This is a genomic window from Natronolimnohabitans sp. A-GB9, from assembly GCF_030848565.1.
Classification (GTDB): domain Archaea; phylum Halobacteriota; class Halobacteria; order Halobacteriales; family Natrialbaceae; genus Natronolimnohabitans.
Window position 1 is genome coordinate 47,124 of the sequence record NZ_JAVDDV010000006.1, and the last position, 16,424, is coordinate 63,547.

At 58.6% G+C, this 16,424-nt stretch carries 17 protein-coding genes, 1 tRNA gene and 1 pseudogene; 12 read left to right on the plus strand and 7 right to left on the minus strand.

What is annotated here, in order from left to right; all coding sequences use genetic code 11:
• Positions 1–37: 37 nt before the first annotated feature.
• Entirely contained in the window at positions 38–538 is a 501-nt protein-coding gene (locus RBH26_RS09695) for a hypothetical protein (protein WP_306758034.1), read from the plus strand.
• On the opposite strand, the gene RBH26_RS09700 is transcribed toward RBH26_RS09695, so the two are convergent.
• A protein-coding gene (locus RBH26_RS09700) for an IS630 family transposase (RefSeq protein ID WP_306758036.1) occupies positions 535–1,535 on the minus strand; the annotation gives its coding sequence in 2 pieces (ribosomal slippage) (positions 535–1,043 and positions 1,043–1,535; 1,002 coding nt in all). The genes RBH26_RS09695 and RBH26_RS09700 overlap by 4 nt on opposite strands.
• Before the next feature lie 225 nt (positions 1,536–1,760).
• Between RBH26_RS09700 and RBH26_RS09705 the strand changes: the two genes are divergently transcribed.
• Together RBH26_RS09705 and RBH26_RS09710 are read left to right on the plus strand one after the other, a co-directional pair.
• A complete protein-coding gene (locus RBH26_RS09705) occupies positions 1,761–2,735 on the plus strand; it encodes a hypothetical protein (protein ID WP_306758037.1) in 975 nt (324 codons plus the stop codon).
• Between the two features lie 93 nt (positions 2,736–2,828).
• Positions 2,829–3,671, plus strand: a complete 843-nt coding sequence (locus RBH26_RS09710; protein ID WP_306758038.1) for a halocin C8-like domain-containing protein — start codon at positions 2,829–2,831, stop codon at positions 3,669–3,671.
• Positions 3,672–4,182: 511 nt separating this feature from the next.
• Here RBH26_RS09710 and RBH26_RS09715 read toward each other — a convergent pair.
• The 3 genes and pseudogenes from RBH26_RS09715 to RBH26_RS09725 form a co-directional block, all read right to left on the minus strand.
• Positions 4,183–4,351: pseudogene (locus tag RBH26_RS09715) on the minus strand (IS5/IS1182 family transposase); the annotation flags it as partial.
• A 321-nt stretch (positions 4,352–4,672) separates the two neighbouring features.
• Entirely contained in the window at positions 4,673–7,117 is a 2,445-nt protein-coding gene (locus RBH26_RS09720; RefSeq protein WP_306758039.1) for a cation-translocating P-type ATPase, read from the minus strand.
• A gap of 185 nt (positions 7,118–7,302) precedes the next feature.
• A complete protein-coding gene (locus RBH26_RS09725; protein ID WP_306758040.1) occupies positions 7,303–7,506 on the minus strand; it encodes a cytochrome-ba3 oxidase subunit in 204 nt (67 codons plus the stop codon).
• Positions 7,507–7,605: 99 nt separating this feature from the next.
• Between RBH26_RS09725 and RBH26_RS09730 the strand changes: the two genes are divergently transcribed.
• The 4 genes from RBH26_RS09730 to RBH26_RS09745 are packed head-to-tail and all read left to right on the plus strand — an operon-like array spanning position 7,606 to position 10,607.
• A complete protein-coding gene (locus tag RBH26_RS09730; protein ID WP_306758042.1) occupies positions 7,606–7,803 on the plus strand; it encodes a hypothetical protein in 198 nt (65 codons plus the stop codon).
• Entirely contained in the window at positions 7,800–8,597 is a 798-nt protein-coding gene (locus tag RBH26_RS09735; protein ID WP_306758043.1) for a cytochrome c oxidase subunit II, read from the plus strand. The genes RBH26_RS09730 and RBH26_RS09735 overlap by 4 nt, the downstream gene beginning before the upstream one ends.
• Positions 8,584–10,386 carry a b(o/a)3-type cytochrome-c oxidase subunit 1 gene (locus RBH26_RS09740; protein WP_306758044.1) on the plus strand — a complete coding sequence of 601 codons (1,803 nt, stop codon included), beginning with the start codon at positions 8,584–8,586 and terminating at the stop codon, positions 10,384–10,386. Before RBH26_RS09735 ends, RBH26_RS09740 begins: the two co-directional genes overlap by 14 nt.
• Positions 10,386–10,607, plus strand: a complete 222-nt coding sequence (locus RBH26_RS09745) for a CbaC protein (protein WP_306758046.1) — start codon at positions 10,386–10,388, stop codon at positions 10,605–10,607. Before RBH26_RS09740 ends, RBH26_RS09745 begins: the two co-directional genes overlap by 1 nt.
• 71 nt (positions 10,608–10,678) lie before the next feature.
• On the opposite strand, the gene RBH26_RS09750 is transcribed toward RBH26_RS09745, so the two are convergent.
• Positions 10,679–10,996, minus strand: a complete 318-nt coding sequence (locus tag RBH26_RS09750; RefSeq protein ID WP_306758047.1) for a hypothetical protein — start codon at positions 10,994–10,996, stop codon at positions 10,679–10,681.
• A 903-nt stretch (positions 10,997–11,899) separates the two neighbouring features.
• Here RBH26_RS09750 and RBH26_RS09755 point away from each other — a divergent pair.
• The 4 genes from RBH26_RS09755 (at position 11,900) to RBH26_RS09770 (ending at position 14,691) form a co-directional block, all read left to right on the plus strand.
• Positions 11,900–12,829, plus strand: coding sequence for a replication factor A (locus RBH26_RS09755; protein WP_306758048.1), 930 nt, complete (start codon positions 11,900–11,902; stop codon positions 12,827–12,829).
• A 1-nt stretch (position 12,830) separates the two neighbouring features.
• Positions 12,831–13,472: a DNA-binding protein gene (locus RBH26_RS09760; RefSeq protein ID WP_306758049.1), complete on the plus strand. Its 642-nt coding sequence runs from the start codon at positions 12,831–12,833 to the stop codon at positions 13,470–13,472.
• A gap of 139 nt (positions 13,473–13,611) precedes the next feature.
• Positions 13,612–14,082 carry a VOC family protein gene (locus tag RBH26_RS09765; RefSeq protein ID WP_306758050.1) on the plus strand — a complete coding sequence of 157 codons (471 nt, stop codon included), beginning with the start codon at positions 13,612–13,614 and terminating at the stop codon, positions 14,080–14,082.
• A gap of 192 nt (positions 14,083–14,274) precedes the next feature.
• Positions 14,275–14,691 carry a ribbon-helix-helix protein, CopG family gene (locus RBH26_RS09770; RefSeq protein ID WP_306758051.1) on the plus strand — a complete coding sequence of 139 codons (417 nt, stop codon included), beginning with the start codon at positions 14,275–14,277 and terminating at the stop codon, positions 14,689–14,691.
• A gap of 198 nt (positions 14,692–14,889) precedes the next feature.
• On the opposite strand, the gene RBH26_RS09775 is transcribed toward RBH26_RS09770, so the two are convergent.
• The gene (locus RBH26_RS09775; RefSeq protein ID WP_306758052.1) at positions 14,890–15,345 is read right to left on the minus strand and encodes a DUF5814 domain-containing protein; all 456 of its coding nucleotides are present in this window, start codon (positions 15,343–15,345) and stop codon (positions 14,890–14,892) included.
• Positions 15,346–15,522: 177 nt separating this feature from the next.
• Between RBH26_RS09775 and RBH26_RS09780 the strand changes: the two genes are divergently transcribed.
• A tRNA-His gene (locus tag RBH26_RS09780) sits at positions 15,523–15,594 on the plus strand.
• Between the two features lie 187 nt (positions 15,595–15,781).
• Here the strand turns inward: RBH26_RS09780 and RBH26_RS09785 are convergent.
• Entirely contained in the window at positions 15,782–16,333 is a 552-nt protein-coding gene (locus RBH26_RS09785; RefSeq protein ID WP_306758054.1) for an isochorismatase family protein, read from the minus strand.
• Positions 16,334–16,424: the final 91 nt, after the last annotated feature.

A 16,424-nucleotide genomic window follows, 5' to 3' on the forward strand; every position in this document is an offset into this window, starting at 1 on the left:
TCCCCAGCGGACCAGTGTTATTATCTAATTGATATTAGTGTCCACCCTACATGACGAACTGGAGTTCAATCTCGAGATAATCGACCGGCGGCCCTTCGAGCAGTTCGGGATGGCATTTTTGCGCGCTCTCGGATACGAGGTACACGAGAGCGGCGCATCCGGCCCTGACGGTGGGTGGGACAGACGAGTTAAATTAGGCGAAAGAGAAGGGATTGTCCACATGAGTACGGCAAATCGCTGGAAACAGAAACTCAGAAAGGACGCTGAGAGTGTTAGGTTCGATTCGGTACTGCTCGCCCTTCTCTCCGTCATCATTCGATTTGGCAGTCTCGAATACACCAGTTTCCGCATCGTAGATGATAGGTATCTTCTCTTCTTCATCCGTGGATCCGACAATTTCTGCGATCCCTTTCCTTTCGGGGTTTGTAGCAGTTCGGCATGCCTCGACATCCCCGTCTTCGTAGACGAGGAAGAGGTCAGTGTTGTCTGGCAGCCCACGGTATTTCTTCGGGGCCCCGCCTTCTATAGTAGGCGTTAGAAATAATTACTCACTTTTGGAACGGTAATCTGATCAATAGCTGTATCAATCGCTGTTGTAAGCTCGTTGAGTGAGTCAAAGAAACGATTGCTAAGTGCCGCTTGGAGCTGTCTCCAGCACTCTTCGACGGGATTAAGCTCTGGCGAGTACGCCGGCAATGTCACGAAGGCGAGGTCGTCACGGGCCGCTAGGTCCGTGACGGCCGACGCCCGAAAATATAGCGCTCCATCCAACACAACAATCAAGTCATCTTCGAACTCGTTACATAACGCAAGAATGAAATGTTTTGCGTGATCTGCGGTAACGTACTCTTCAAACCGAGCGAAAAAGCGATCACCGTTCTCGGTGATCGCGCCTAAGAGACACGTCCAGTCGCGTTGTCCGGACAGTTCAACAGACGGTCGCGTGCCGCGAGGAAACCACGCGGCACGCGGCTCAACTTGGACGGATTTCTTGGTTTGGTCGATACAGACTACTGTGGCGTCCATTTCCCGTCGCTTTTTTTGAGTTCTTCGCGGAACGCTTCTTGTTCCTCAGCCTCAGATTCGGCGGCTGTACGGCGTGGTTTTTGATAGCTCAATCCCGCTTCTTTGAGCAACCGCCGGCAACTCGGATAAGAGTACTCGACGCCGTAGGTTTCGTCGAGATACTGCTGGACGAGCGCCGGCGTCCACGCCGGCGCGTTGATCCCGACTTTCTCGGGAGGTTCGTGAACGGTTTGTTCGAACTCTTTTTGCTGTTTTCCTGAAAGCTTTCGTTTTCTCCCGGATCGATGAGCATCAGAAACGGCTTGCTCAAGCGGTTCGTCCGTATCGAGTCGCATGAGCCAACTGTAGATTGTTCTTCGACCAGTGTCGTGCCATTCTGCAAGTTCGGTCTGATTCACGCCGTTCTTGTAGGCAATCGCCGCTAACAACCGTTGTGTCGGCTTAGATCCATCAACTCTATCAAGGGCATCTTGGAGTTCTTCGACGGAGATCTCGTCGAGATGGTCCATTATCTATAGTAACAATCTACGGGCGGAAAGTTCTAACGGTTACTATAGCTCTCCAGTGAGTTCGTCGACTTCGAAGTAGGTTCTGGTCCAGCATCGGAATCGTTGACTTCCGCGTACACGAGGGTCCCGAACTTCGTTTCCTGCCTTTCCCATGTGAATCCGCAGAAAAATTCCACCCACCTAAACAGAAAAATATATGTTTTTTTAATCCATAATTTCTGATTGATGAGTGAGTCCATCGCTGAACGCCTTCATCAACCAGAATATACTGGTGAGAATAGATGTGAAGCGTGTACGGTTGTTAACGTAATAATCGCGATAATCCTTGGTGGTATTATCAGCCGGAAGTCGAAACTTGTTGGAGTTTTCTCTATCGGTATGTCGCTTGTATTGATTTACTTACGTGGATATCTTGTACCAAAGACGCCTACATTAACAAAACGATATCTCCCGGCAGCAGTACTTCAATGGTTCGGTAAGGAATCGGAACGTCCGCCCGTACAGAGTGGGCTTGCAGCGACTGAGCCAACAGAGACGGGCACCTCTACTGAGAAATCTAATCCGCCTACATCAACTGACTCTCACACAGAAGACGTGGACCCAAATGATGAATTGGAAACGACAGCAACTGAAGCCGTCTCGCCACCTTCCCCTGAGGAATATTTCCTCGAACAGTTTGTCTTAGAACCGTGTGCAGACGAAGACGATCTTTGTCTTACTGAGGAGTTCACCGAAGAGTGGAATGAACAAATAGCGAAAACTGATAGTGAGTCGCTTGATGCAACTGATGCAGCACGTACATTCGGATTTGATACCAGTGAACAACTGGATAGTGAGGACGAAGACCAGTCTGAACGCACGTATGAGATCGAAGAGTTCGGTGACGCACAAGTCTTAAAACAGGCGGAACGAACGATTGGCCAGTGGCCATCACAGGCTGCGCTCGTCGCAGATGTCACTGCTGCGCACGTACTCAATAAACGGGACCCGCAGTGGGACGCCTATCCGCCGGAAGCGAAAGGCAGTCTTCTCAACGGATTACGGATGTTCCTTGAAACGTGTCCCACAAGTGGTGATGATACGGTGATGAGAACGGAAACCGTCGAATCCTGCTGTCAGTCCCACGAAGTCGTTGCCGTCACGTGTGAAGAGACCGGTGAACGGTTGTTCGAACATCCGATCGACGAAATAGAAGCATAAACCGAAGGAAACAGATTATTATAATCTATATATAAATCAGTCATTTTCTAATACTATTAGATTTAAGTTATAATAGTAATACCTTCTAAGTGCATGGAAGGCAAAGATGGATTTAGCCGTCGGAATTGCTTAAGAAGCATTGGCGTTGCAGGAGCGGCTGGGATCGGAGCCGCTGGCCTATCCAGTTCGGTGGTGGCGAATGAATCAGAAGTAGATATAGTCGAACTTGGAGGTCCGGAAAAAAATAAAGCTGTTGCCAGAGCGAAACGCTCGGACGAATACAAGACCCTCAAGAAAGCCTTGCAGGAGGACGGGAAAGAAATTAGTAAAGAAGAGCGTGCTGCATTCTCACTGACTCCTGCTGATGGCGAGTCGTTCACCGCGGTAATGTTCTCGTACGATCAAGACAATACCGATCAGTCGGTTGAAATCGGTATTTCCCTTTCTAGCTCTTGCCCCATTCCGAGCAAGGCAACCGTCATCGAACATGATGATACCAGCGGATTCCCACTTCGCTCCGACGAGCTCGTCGTCGGTATTCCAGATGACACCGAAAAACAAACAGTTGACGCAGAGGACAACGCCTTCTCTCAATCAACTGAAAAGTTGACCGTGCGGGACGAGACCGTCACAAAACGATCCACAGAATTACAACAAAAAGATACTATTGGCATCCAATCTGAGGATTTTGACCCGAACGAATGTGAACTAGACCCAATGCCATGTTGGGCCTGTAAGGACCTTGTTTCAGCGGCTAACGTAGTTGGATGTGGGACTTATTCGTGGTTGATTTGCGCTGCCGCAGCCATCCCGACTGGTGGAATGGGTGGGCTCGCCTGTGGTCTTGCCGTTGCCGTCGTCTGTTGGATTATTCTTGAAAAAGGTGTTACAGCTCCCGAACGGGTCTGCTCAATGGAACCGGCCTGCTCCTGCTGACTCTACTATTTTGACCTTTTCAACGTTTGTCAGATGAGATAATAATAACAGTAAGCATCGCAACCATCCATAGTACTACTGTTACCAACACCCTGTTGATAGGGTCCTGATGATTCGAGGTGAAAAACGCGAGCAACGCCAATACCGTACTGATGACCAGTGCCAGTTTGAGATCCTGGCTATTGACTATGAGTGGTCCGATCTGGCTCATTACTGTCTAATTATTGTGAATACTATTAATAGTGCTGTCTTTGAATGGCAGTATTCGTCCGAGAATAACTATTGACACTATTCGTCTGAAAGGTATTGGCGGCGTTGCTCAAGCCTTTTCTAGCGGACCGCTGATCGTAGTGCCTCTTCAGTATGTCCATCCGATCGCTTACGATCCGTTCGAGGGTATTCGATTGAAGATCATGTGTAATCGAACCTCTTCGAACAGGATGTCGACTCAACGCAGATTGGCACTTGTATGCGTACTCTGTCGGACGTACTTCACACTCATTGATGCCTCGGTTCGCGCACGCACGGCGTCGCCGAGCATGCGCTTGATCACCGAGATGACGGTCTCAGACAACGCTCTTTGACCATAGGGTCCTATCGATCCGCGCGTTATGCGCGTGATCGATGGGACGGAACTCTCGATGCTTGATCAGCGGTCTTACGCCCTCTTTCCGGAGTTTAAGCTGAGTTCGAGAGTGAGTACGATACAGGTCGGGGACATCTAGAACCGATTCAACAATCTTGTTGGCAATGGCGAGATCATCTGTCAGGAGCACGCCAACGGGAACATGACCTACTGGTGGACAGAAGCTGATAGTAAATAGGTATCGAGAGTCAAACAAATTCATATAATTGCAATATAATAATGTGTTAATTAATTAAATGTATATCGAATAGTAGGATGAGACAGAGTTCCGGATTTGATCCGCTTTCAACTACTGGCCGACGACGAGTGACCGGACACATACCGACGGAACTCGAGTCGAGCCGAGAACCCAGGCTCACAGCGACCGCGCGGAGTTGACGACGACGAGGAAACTACTCGCCGCCATCGCGACGGCGGCGAAAAGCGGGTTCAACAGCCCGGTGATCGCAAGCGGGATCGCGATTGCGTTGTAGACGAACGCCCAGCCGAGGTTCTGTCGTATCCGTCGATGCGTTCCGTTCGCGACGTCGAACGTCTCCGCGACCGACTCGAGGTCGTCGCCAACGATCACGGCGTCCGCAGCATCGGTCGCCAGTTCCGTCCCGCTGCCCAGCGCGATACCGACGTCGGCAGCCGCAAGCGCCGGTGCGTCGTTGCTGCCGTCGCCGACCATCGCGACGGTGCCGCGTCCCCGGAGTCGACGGACCGTCTCCGCCTTCGCTTCCGGTGGGACGCCCGCAAAGACCTCGCTAACGCCGTCGACGTCTCGGAACCGGTCTGCCGCCGGTCCTTCGTCACCGGTGAGGACGACGACCTCCCGGCCGTCCGAAAGCGTCCTAACGGCCTCCTGCCAGCGCTCGCGGGGTGCATCACCGACGACGATCACGCCGCGGGCACGGCCGTCCCAGCCGACGACGACCGGCACGTCACCGGCAGCCCGTGCCGCCTCGAGTCGGGACTCGAGACTCTCGGGGATCGATAGACCGTGATCGCGACAGCAGTCGGGGTGGCCGACGACGACGCGTTCCCCGTCGATCTGGGCGCTGACGCCGCGGACGTGGCGTTCGAACGTCTCGGTGTCGACGATCGCGTCCGCGTCGTCGATCTCTTCGCGATCGCGTGCCGCGTCGACGATCGCGGCTCCGATCGGATGCTCGGAGAGCGCCTCGACGGCTGCAGCGCGACGGAGCACTGTCCGTTCGGTATCCTCGTCACCGCCGTCGACGTGTAACCCTTCGACGGACATCGCCCCCTCGGTGAGCGTCCCCGTCTTGTCGAGGACGACGATGTCGACGTCGGGGGCGTCTTCGAAGATCGTCTCCGCGGCGACGACGATCCCGCGTTTCGCCGCGGTCTGGACACCCGAGGCGATCGCCAGCGGCGTCGCGAGCCCGAGCGCACAGGGACAGGAGACGATGACGACGGTCAACCCGATGAGAAACGCCGTCGAGAGGTCCGAGCCGGTCGCGAGCAAGGTAGCGGTCACGAGAGTCGCGAGCGTGACGACCAGCGGGACGAACACCGTCGCGAGCTTGTCGGCGAGTCGCTGGACGCCCGGGCGGGCGCTCTGGATCGACCAGAGCAAGGAGACGAGTCGGTCGTGGGTGCTCTCGGCGTCTTCGCCGACGGTGACGACAAGCGGCGCGTCAGTGACGACGGTCCCACCGCGAACGGGGTCACCAGATTCCTTCTCGACGGGCAATGACTCGCCGGTGATCAGCGATTCGTCGACGGCTGCCTGTCCCTCGTGGACCGTCCCGTCCAGTGGCACACGTTCGCCCGGTCGGACGAGTAGCCGATCTCCCGGCTCGATCGCGTCGATCGAGACCGTTTCACCGGTCTCGGCGAGTCGAGCCTCGTCGACCTGGGCTTCGGTGAGGTCGGAGAGGAGTCCGGCGGCACGACGCTTGATCGTCCCCTCGTAGTAGGTACCCCCAGTGACGACCAGCACGATCGCGACCGAGACGTCGAAGTAGAGGTCCGTCCGGCCGAGTCCCATCGCAAGCGTGCTGTAGGCGTACGCACCCAGTGCGGCGAGCGAGACGAGCAGGTCCATATTCGGCATCCCCGCGCGGAGACTCACGTATGCACCGCGCAGGATCGGCCAGCCCGTATAGAAGAGGACGAACGACGTCATCAGCCAGATGTTGACGGCCACGTAGTAGCCGTCGTAGCTGCCGAACTCCGCCAGCGGCTCGTAGCCAAAGTAGGTCGGATAGAGGAAAACGGCGTACCAGACCATCACCATCATCCCGAACAGCCCGCCGCCGATGAGGAACTTTACGAGCGCGGCGTCGCGGTGGTCCTCGCCGCGACCGGCATCCCGATCGCGGGCCTCGTACCCGTAGCCCGAGACGATGTCGGCGAGTTCGTCGTCGTCGACCGTCTCCGGATCGTACGCCAACCGCAGCGTATCCGTCGCGTAGCTCGCCTCGGCACCGAGGATCCCCTCGGTGGAGGTCGCTCGAGTTTCGAGAAACGCCTCACAGGTCGCACAGTGCATCCCGTCGACCGCGAGAAACGCGTCGTCGCCATCGCAGTCGTCGAGCGTCGACGGGTCGTCATCGAGTCGGTCGCGAACCGCGTCGGCGTCGGCATCGTCGACGTCGTCGAGTGCCTGGTGGACCTGGAGACAGCCCTGACAGCAGAACTGCCCGTCGACGTCGGGGTCGGTGATCGGCTCGGCCGGAACCGGGAACGAACAGAGAGTACAACCGTCGTCGTCCGACTCCGAAGCCGACGACGGATACCCGTCGCTGGGCTCGGTTTCGGACGTCTCGGATATCGGGCGGCGGCTCATGGAGGGGAGTTAGATCTGACAGTAGCTGAGAGAGTGGTTATCGGTTCGTTACGAACGACTGGTGTGGCGGTCCGGTTCCGTGGACGGAACTCAGCGGACCGTCGAGTGTGAACGTGTCGTGAACCGAAACGATACCGCGTCGCCTGGGACGATTTGAAACTCGTCCCGGGTTCGGTCATCACTTTTTACGTCGCCTTGCTCGAGCCGTGTCCGTGCTCGTCGGAGATCGGCGTGAACGCGATGTAGAGTGCAGTGACGATGATCAACACGTTGATCGCGGTGACGGCTCCGGCGGAGAGCGAACGCCCCAGCCCGAACCACGCAACCGGCAAAAGCGCCAGTAATGCGATGATGAGCGCACCGCGTGGAGAGACGTCTTCGAGATCCATGCTAACAGGTTAGACGCGGAAGCCTATAATACTCTACCCGGTTCCTACCTGCTGGGAATCGATCTAGCGGTTAACCCTGGACTATCCTTACACCGATCTATGGGTCAGGCGATAGAAAAGCCAGAAGAGAAACGAGAGATCGGTCACGACGAGTACAACCCGGTGGGAACACTCGCGTTGATCCTCCTATACTTCGTGTTACTCGTGTTCCTGTGGTTCTTCATGTACTTCGTCGAGTTCCTCGGTAACGATCCGACCGTCGTCGGGACGGTCGTGGCGTCAGGGGTGGTGGGATGAAAATACACACGTACGAGAAACTGTGGCTGGGTGCAGCGATGGTGCTGATCGTTGCACTCATCGCAACGATCACGTACGGAGCGGTCGGACTCGGGATCTCGATGGTCGACGACGAAGAGGAGACCATCGATCCCGACGCGCTCGATGAAGACGATCGGTTCAACGATCCGCGCGTCGAACACGTGGGTGAAAACGAGTACGAAGCCTACGTCGTCGCTCGGACGTTCATGTACCAGCCGGATCCGATCGAAGTACCGGCGAATAGTGAGGTGACGTTTTACGTGACGAGTACTGACGTTATTCACAGCTTCAGCGTCGTTGGAACGAACATTAATACGATGGTCATCCCCGGCGAGGTCTCGTCGATGACCGCCGAGTTCGACGAGCCCGGTGAGTACGGGGTCGTCTGCAACGAATACTGTGGCTCCGGTCATCACACCATGGAAGGCCAGCTCCACGTCGTCCCCGAAGACGAGTTCGACATGACCGAACTCGAGGTCGAGGGCGACGACGAGGTCGCCGAAGACGACGAGGTAACGCTCAACGTCTCCGTCGAGAACGGCATGCTCGACGACCTCGAGACGACGATCGAAGCCGAGATCGGCGAGGAGACGTTCGAAGAGGACGTCACGGTCGAGGGTGACAGTACCTACGAGACGACGATCACCGTCGACGCCGCTGACCTCGGCGAGGGCGACCACGACTGGTCTGTCACCGTCGACGACTACGAGGACAGTGGCACCGTGACCGTCGTCGACGACCTCGAGGACGACGGAGGTGATGACGATGAGTGAAAGCGGTGGGACGTATATCGATAACTTCCCCGCCGAAGCGCGGGTCGTCAGATCGGCCCTGTACAGTTCGTTCCTCGCGCTCGCACTCGGGGGGCTGTTCGGGATTATCCAGACCCTTCACCGGACCGATATCTATCGGTTCATCGAGTCGGACATGTACTACACCGTCCTCACCGCTCACGGGGTCTTCCTGGTCGTTACGTTCACGATCTTCTTCCTCGTGGGCGTGTTTACCTGGGCGGTAACGACGAGTTTAGACCGCGGCGTCGAAGACATCAGGTTCACCTGGCTCTGGTACGGCCTGATGACGATCGGGACGGTGATGGCCGCAGCAGCGATCCTGGCTGGCTTTACCGACTCGATCGACATGAGCGCGGACGTGCTCTTTACGTTCTACGCACCACTACAGGCCCACTGGTTGTTCTACCTCGGTCTCGTGGTGTTCGTCGTCGGTACCTGGCTCGCCGGTGCCGACTGGTTCCGTTCGTGGTGGGCCTGGAAGCAGGAGAACCCCGACGAGCGGATCCCGCTGCCGACGTTTATGGTGTTGACCACCATGCTCATGTGGTACATCGCGACGATCGGCATTGCAGTGTCGATCCTCGTGTTCCTGCTGCCGTGGTCGCTCGGGATCATCGACTCGGTGAACCCGACGCTGACCCGGACCCTGTTCTGGTTCTGGGGCCACCCTGTCGTTTACTTCTGGCTGCTACCGGCGTACATGATGTGGTACGTCATGCTCCCGAAGATTTCGGGTGGCAAACTGTTCAGCGACCCGCTTGCGCGCGTCGTGTTCATCCTCTTCCTTCTGCTCTCGACTCCCGTCGGGATCCACCACCAGTATCTCGACCCGGGTATCGCTGAAGGATTCAAGTTCATCGCGATGACGAACACGATGTTCCTGCTGCTGCCGAGCCTGCTGACGGCGTTTACGGTCGTCGCCAGCATGGAACACGGCGCCCGTCAGCGCGGTGGCACAGGGTATTTCGGCTGGCTCAAGGCCCTCCCGTGGCGTGACCCGGTCTTCGCCGGGATGGCACTTGCCGGCCTGATGTTCGCCGCCGGCGGCTTCTCCGGGATGATCAACGCCGGGATGAACATCAACTACCTCGTCCACAACACGCTGTGGGTCCCCGGTCACTTCCACCTCACCGTCGGGACCGCCTCCGCGTTGACGTTCATGGCCGCCACCTACTGGCTCCTGCCGCAACTGACCGGCAAGGCGCTGTGGAACCGCTCGGTCGCGCTCGTCCAGGTCGTCCTCTGGTTCCTCGGGATGACGTTCATGTCCAACTCGATGCATCGCGCCGGGCTGCTTGGCATTCCGCGTCGCACCGCCGAACCGCAGTATCAGGGCTTCGAGTTCGAGGCTGGCGTCGGTAGCGTCGCCGAACTCGACTTCCAGCTCGCACTCGGTGGCGCCCTGCTCGCGATTTCGATCGTGCTGTTCCTCGCGAACGTGGTCGGAACGGCGTTCAACGGACGGAGCGACGACCTCCCAGCAAACGAGTTCGCCGAGACGCTGTCCGGTCCCGAAGACTCGCCACAGGTCCTCGACAACCTCAAACTCTGGACTGCGATCGCGGTCGTTCTCGTGATCCTCGCGTACTCGTTCCCGCTGATGAGCATCGTCGACCGCGGCGGCCTGTACGGTCCCGACATCAGCCCGTTCCCGGTGAGCATCGAGACGCTGTCGCTGCTCGCGTTCACGCTCGAGCAGTATACGACTGCAGCGATCGCGACCACCGGTGAGTTCGTCCAGACGACGCTTACGGGGGTGATCCGATAATGCGAGTCTCCAAAGAAGCCTTGCTCATCATCCTCGCGTTTATCGCGCCGATAATCGTCGAGTTACGGACGGTACTGGCCTGGGCCAACATCGAACTCACGGTCCTCGAGTCGGTCGTCCTTGGACTCGCCATCGTCGCGCTCGTCCTCGTCTGGGCGTTCTTCCCGGAAGACGAGTCGAGTAGCGAGACGCCGGAGAGACAGCTTTCGAACGGCGACTGATACGGACCGCTGTCCTGCCGGTCGCCGACCCCGTCCTGGCGATCGGCAGTAACGAGTTACAGCAGTCCGTATCAGTCGTCCCAGGTCTCGATCCGGCCCGCGCGGACGTCCTCCGCACATCCCTCACAGTCGGGATGTCCCGCCTCGTAACAGGCCGGGCGATACTGGTCGTCGAGTTTCGCCGCCCGCTGTTCGGCGTGGCGACGGCAGACGATCTTCGCCCGACCGGCCTCGTCCGAGGGGAGGCTCCGGGCATTTTTCGCGATCGTGTAGGCCTCGCGGGCTTCCTCGAGTTGGTCGCTGGTCGACCCACGAACCTGTTCGTACTGCTCACCGGCCTCCTGGAGCTTCGAGCGCAGGAATCGCTCGATCCGACGACGGTCCGTCATACCCGTTCCGTTGGGTCGCAGACCACATAGTCCCGTCGCTGTGACAGATTCTCGAGGCCAGTCGACGGTCCCGGAACTAATACAGTGTCTGTGGATTCTCTCGAGTCAGCCGACAGAAGACGCCGGCTTCGACGTGGCTGCGTCCTATCGGCCGCCGGTAGTTGCGGAAAGACGTCGTAGAGCGGCGTCGTCCCCGGTGAAACCATTTCCGTGTCCGAACAGTCATAAAGACCAATGGGAGAGGGTTGCAAGAAGAGCAGCGACCGTTGAAAAAGGAGTACAAGGAGAACCCGGATACAGCGCAAGTGACGTTGACACGTAGCGAGCGGAAGCCCATCCCCTTCAGGGGTGGGTGCAAGCGATAGGCACAGAGAATAAGTCCACAGGCGACACTCTAGCCGTGATTCCCACGTTACGATTCTTCGGTCGGCCACCAGACGACAGCGCGACTGCCAACTTTCCATCGCTCACCCAATTTCCTGCAAAGCGTGGTAGATGGCGATGTTGATTTCACTGGAGAAAGGCCGATGGCACGGCCTGTGGACTCGGGTCAGAACGGGCCTGAGAGGGGACACCGCAAGGTGCCTCGCCTTGAGTGGAACGACCACTGCTGGCGACAGCGTGGTCACGCGACCAAAGAGGAGTCCACAAACCGGAGTACCTGTGAGGGGAATCTTGCCTCAGAGTCAGGCACGGCCTGAATCACCCACCGAGGAATCCCACGTCCTTCAGCCGTGGGAGGATGTCAATGCAACCGGAACGGAGCAAAACGACGTCCGATCGTGTTACCGACTCCCGCGTCGGACCCGTAGTTCACTTTCGCTCCGGTGCCGGCAGTTTAAATACTATCGGGCGCGAAACGCGGTATGCCTCCCAGTGAAACGAAAGAGGAGGCGTGACACCATGAGCGACGTACGACAGCACGCGGACGATATACACGACCAGTTCTCGGAGCACATCGACGTCTCCGTCGACGACGTCGAGGAGCGCCTGACCACGCTCGTCGACGAGTACAAGGTGCCGATCGACGAAGCACGCCGAAGCGTTACCAACCACTACTTGGAAGAAGCCGGCCTCGAGCGAGAGGACATCTCGCAGGGCGGCAGCGAAGAGGCAAACGTCGAGGACGTCGACGAGCCCGAACAGTGGATCGACCTCACCGCGAAGGTCATCGAACTCTGGGACCCCCGAAGTGACTCCGTCGCCCAGGTCGGCCTGCTGGGCGACCCCACGGGGACGATCAAGTTCACCAAGTGGGCGAAATCCGACCTGCCTGCCCTCGAGGAGGGCGAGGTCTACCGCCTTCGAAACGTCGTCACCGACGAGTACCAGGGCCGGTACTCGGTCAAACTCAACTCGACGACGGTCATCGAGAAGCTCGACGAAGACTTAGAGGTCGGCGACGACACCAGCCAGATCGAAGGTGCGCTCGTCGACATGCAAAGCGGCAGCGGACTGATCAAGCGCTGTCCGAAGGAGGGCTGTACCCGCGTCCTCCAGAACGGCCGCTGTAACGAACACGGCGAGGTCGAAGGCGAGTTCGACCTCCGGATCAAGGCCGTCGTCGACGACGGAATCGACGCCCACGAGGTCATCTTCGACAAGGAAGCCACCGAGGAACTCACTGGGATGAGTCTCGAGGAGGCAAAGGAGATGGCGATGGACGCCCTGGACACGACCATCGTCGCCGACGAAATCGCGGCCGATATCGTCGGTACCTACTACCGCATCGAGGGGCCGACGTTCGGCCGCTACATCTTAGCCGACGACGTCGAAGAACTCGACGGGCCAGCGGATCCAGAGGAACTGCTGATCAAAGCGAGGTCGATGTAACATGAGTCAGGCAGAACTCACCCGCGAAGTCGCTCGACGCGCCTTCGCCTCCGAATTCAACGATTCGACGTACACCTTCAAAGAGAGCGACGACGAGCGCGCACCGAACTACGCGTTGCTCCCGACCGGCGATCGGGCCAACCGCGTGTTCATCGTCGGGACGCTGACCGAAACGGAAGACGTCGGTGAGGACAGCGAGTACTGGCGTGGCCGCGTCGTCGATCCGACGGGGACCTTCTTCGTCTACGCTGGCCAGTACCAGCCCGAGGCCGCCTCGGTGCTCCGGGACACCGAACCGCCGGCCTACGTCTCTATCGTCGGCAAACCGCGGACGTACGAGACCGACGACGGCACCGTCAACGTCTCCGTCCGACCAGAGTCGATCTCGGTCGTCGACGACGCTACCCGCGACCGCTGGGTCGTCGAAACCGCCGAGCGAACGCTCGAGCGAATCGAGGCCTTCGAGGAGTGGGAAGCCGAACAGGAGGCCCCCGAAAGCGCCTCGACGGCACCGACAAACGAGTACGCCCAGATGGCCCGCGAGCGCTACGACTCGCCGGTCGTCAACTACCGCAACGACGTTATCGCCGCCCTCGAGAGCCTCGAGGACGTCGAAAGCGAGGACGCCGAAGCAACCGTCTAACCGACTCGCCCGGTCCGTTCTTTTTCACAGCCACGGCGGCGAGTGCCAAACACCGAGCGACGCATCGAATACGAGGTGGGTCCCACTGGTGTTGCCAGCACAGCCGTTACCGTGTCGGGTGTCGAACCGAACGGGTGCGATGACCGAGACAGACGACGACCGAGCGCGCCTCGTCGGCACGAACCACGTCGCCCTCGAGGTCGGCGACATCGACACAGCCCTCGAGTTCTACGAGTCACTGTTCGAGTTCGGCCTGCGAAACCGCAGCGACACGAAAGCGTTCGTCGATATGGGCGATCAGTTCGTCGCGCTCGCGGCGACCGACGACGCAGGCGAGACGATCGACGACGCTCGCCACTTCGGACTCGTCGTCGACGACGCCGATCGCGTCGAACGGCGGCTCGCAGACCTCGAGGTCGACCGCCTCGACGTTCCGGGACTCGAATTTCGCGATCCCTGGGGCAACCGCGTCCAGATCGTCGACTACGAGGAGATCCAGTTTACGAAAGCCGATCACGTGCTCGACGGGATGGGACTTGCGGACCTCGAGAAACGCGACGCGGCGGTCGCGGAACTCGAAGAGAAGGGACTGACACCGGATACCGAGTGATGGTGATCGATCCGACAGTCCGCCAGTTACGGACTGCTGTACCGATCGCCCGCCAATCGCCAGGGGGTCGGCGATCGGTGGGCAGTGACGACAGGAGACCGTAACTGTCCCCGACGGTTTCGTTGCAAAACCGCGCGCCACGACACCTCGTCTGACGAACCGTTAAGTGTCATGGTCGACGAATAGACGCTGATGGGCAACAAGAACAAGACGATCTCGTTTCGGGTAAACGAGGACGCGTTCGAGGCGCTCCAGGACATCGCCGAAGAACGTGACATCTCGTTGTCCGCCGTTTTCCGGGACTACGTCGACCAACTCGTCGAACACGACGGACAGGTCGAGGTCGTTCCCGAGGCCGAACTGGCGGCGATGGGGGGCGACAACGAGGGCGAAGACGGCGAGCGGACGTTTCCGCCGACCGTCGAAGTACCCAAGAGCTTCATCCGCGAACACGAACGCCTCGAACTCGAGGCCGACCACCTCCGGGAGCAACTCGACGAGTACAAGGCCTACGTCAACGAGCTACAGGATCGCCTCGAGGACGAAGAAGACGAGGTGCTCTTGCTCGACGATTTAGACGACGGGGACGAATCGTACCAGCTTCGGTAGCGGCGGGTGATACTGCGATAGCGGGCCGTTCTCTCCGTGGTGGTGCGGGCTCGATGCATTCGAGTGCCGCGAGAATACGGGTGTCGACAGCCGATTTCGAGCGTGTCGCAGCGACTAGTGGCGGTCCACGCCTGCACTGCTGGGGCGAATCCTGCGGTGTCGTCCGATTCGACCCAGCAGTCGACGGGTGGAACGGGACTAGCGAGCCAGGTTCTGCTTTTCGCGTCGGATCTCGTCGTACTTCTCGTCGGCACCCTCGACACGTGCAAGTCCTTCAGCAGCCTCGAGCGTCCGGACCGCGTCGTCGAGAAACGAGAGGATATCGCCAGGGTAGGCATAGACCATGTAGTCGTCGGTCATCACGTCGACGATCGCGTCCGGGCCGAGACCCTGTGCCCGGAGCTCGAGCAGATACTGGATGAACTTCCGCTCGGGACAGCCACAGTAGGGGTTGTTATCACAGTCACAGTCGAGAAAGTCCTCCGTGAAATCGAGGACGCGATCGCGGGTGGCGTCGTCGAGCTTCTCCAAGCCCTCTCCCTGGAAGAGCATATCGAGCGTCGCCCCTTTGAACGCGCCCTTCGGGATGTTCGTCTCGAGCTGAGAGCTCAACTGTCGGTGGTTCTTGACGTAGATTTTGTCGGTGATGGCCACGCGTTGGCGGTACTACCGGCGCTGTGCCGAAAAACGTCTCGGTCGTGGATCGAAGGCAGCCACCGACGGACCGAGATGGTACGCCGGTAAATCCCGCGGTACTGTCTCGCATAGACGCGTACTCGAGTCGTAACGTATTTCAGTCCGACCGCCCCTACCAAATGGTGTAAGCGCGTGTCCGGGTTGGGGTAGTGGTTATCCTTCAGCCTTGTGGAGGCTGAGACGCGGGTTCGATTCTCGCACCCGGACTTTCTAACGACGACTTCACGGAGGAGTCGAAAGTCCGACCGAGATCGAACGAGACGAGACACGCGCAGCGAAGCGAGCACGTCTCGGCGTTGTTCGATTCTCGCACCCGGACTTTTTCACGACGAACAAATCCGTGAGCCGAAGGAGTCGTCGGCGAATCGAACATCAGTCTGACCAACGAGTCGCGCTACTCGAGGCGATCGATGATCGTATCGGTCGTCGTGACGTCTGAGAAGATCGTGTCGTGGACGGCAGCGATGGTGTCGGTGATTTCGGCAGGATCGTTGTCACCGATGGGGAACGTACTCGTCGCGTCCGTAACGTAGTGGGAGTTGTAGCCGCGGGCGTCGGCCTCGCGAGCGGTAGTGTCGACACAGATTGCCGACAGGAGGCCGATGCTGACCACGTTTTCGATGCCGTTTCGGACGAGGATGTCGGCGAGACGAGTGTCCTGGAAACAGCTCGGTTTCGTCTTCGTCACGAGGTACTCGTCGTCTCGAACGTCGACGTCGTCGACGATTTCGGTGTATTCCGAACCCAACGCGAACACGGGAGCGTCTCGGTTGGGCTGGACGTGACGGGCGTGAACGACGGTCGCACCGCTTTGACGGGCAGTGTCGAGGAGTCGCTGGCAGTTCTCGAGGACGCGCTCGCCGTCGGGAACGTACCACGGCCGATCTTCGGTGAAATACTCTTTCTGGAGATCGATAACGACGACGGCGGTATTTTCTGCGATCATATATCAGTAATGCATCTAGTCCGTGTTGAATGTTGGCTCCCGTCTGGATAGCGGGAAACACGCCGACGACCGGGCCGAACTGACGCCGCTT

What these genes read in the sequence shown, in the direction of transcription:
- RBH26_RS09705 (WP_306758037.1), top strand. Translation starts at nt 1,761, where the DNA reads ATGAGTGAGTCCATCGCTGAACGCCTTCATCAACCAGAATATACTGGT.
- RBH26_RS09710 (WP_306758038.1), top strand. Translation starts at nt 2,829, where the DNA reads ATGGAAGGCAAAGATGGATTTAGCCGTCGGAATTGCTTAAGAAGCATT.
- RBH26_RS09720 (WP_306758039.1), bottom strand. Translation starts at nt 7,117, where the DNA reads ATGAGCCGCCGCCCGATATCCGAGACGTCCGAAACCGAGCCCAGCGAC.
- RBH26_RS09725 (WP_306758040.1), bottom strand. Translation starts at nt 7,506, where the DNA reads ATGGATCTCGAAGACGTCTCTCCACGCGGTGCGCTCATCATCGCATTA.
- RBH26_RS09730 (WP_306758042.1), top strand. Translation starts at nt 7,606, where the DNA reads ATGGGTCAGGCGATAGAAAAGCCAGAAGAGAAACGAGAGATCGGTCAC.
- RBH26_RS09735 (WP_306758043.1), top strand. Translation starts at nt 7,800, where the DNA reads ATGAAAATACACACGTACGAGAAACTGTGGCTGGGTGCAGCGATGGTG.
- RBH26_RS09740 (WP_306758044.1), top strand. Translation starts at nt 8,584, where the DNA reads ATGACGATGAGTGAAAGCGGTGGGACGTATATCGATAACTTCCCCGCC.
- RBH26_RS09745 (WP_306758046.1), top strand. Translation starts at nt 10,386, where the DNA reads ATGCGAGTCTCCAAAGAAGCCTTGCTCATCATCCTCGCGTTTATCGCG.
- RBH26_RS09750 (WP_306758047.1), bottom strand. Translation starts at nt 10,996, where the DNA reads ATGACGGACCGTCGTCGGATCGAGCGATTCCTGCGCTCGAAGCTCCAG.
- RBH26_RS09755 (WP_306758048.1), top strand. Translation starts at nt 11,900, where the DNA reads ATGAGCGACGTACGACAGCACGCGGACGATATACACGACCAGTTCTCG.
- RBH26_RS09760 (WP_306758049.1), top strand. Translation starts at nt 12,831, where the DNA reads ATGAGTCAGGCAGAACTCACCCGCGAAGTCGCTCGACGCGCCTTCGCC.
- RBH26_RS09765 (WP_306758050.1), top strand. Translation starts at nt 13,612, where the DNA reads ATGACCGAGACAGACGACGACCGAGCGCGCCTCGTCGGCACGAACCAC.
- RBH26_RS09770 (WP_306758051.1), top strand. Translation starts at nt 14,275, where the DNA reads ATGGGCAACAAGAACAAGACGATCTCGTTTCGGGTAAACGAGGACGCG.
- RBH26_RS09785 (WP_306758054.1), bottom strand. Translation starts at nt 16,333, where the DNA reads ATGATCGCAGAAAATACCGCCGTCGTCGTTATCGATCTCCAGAAAGAG.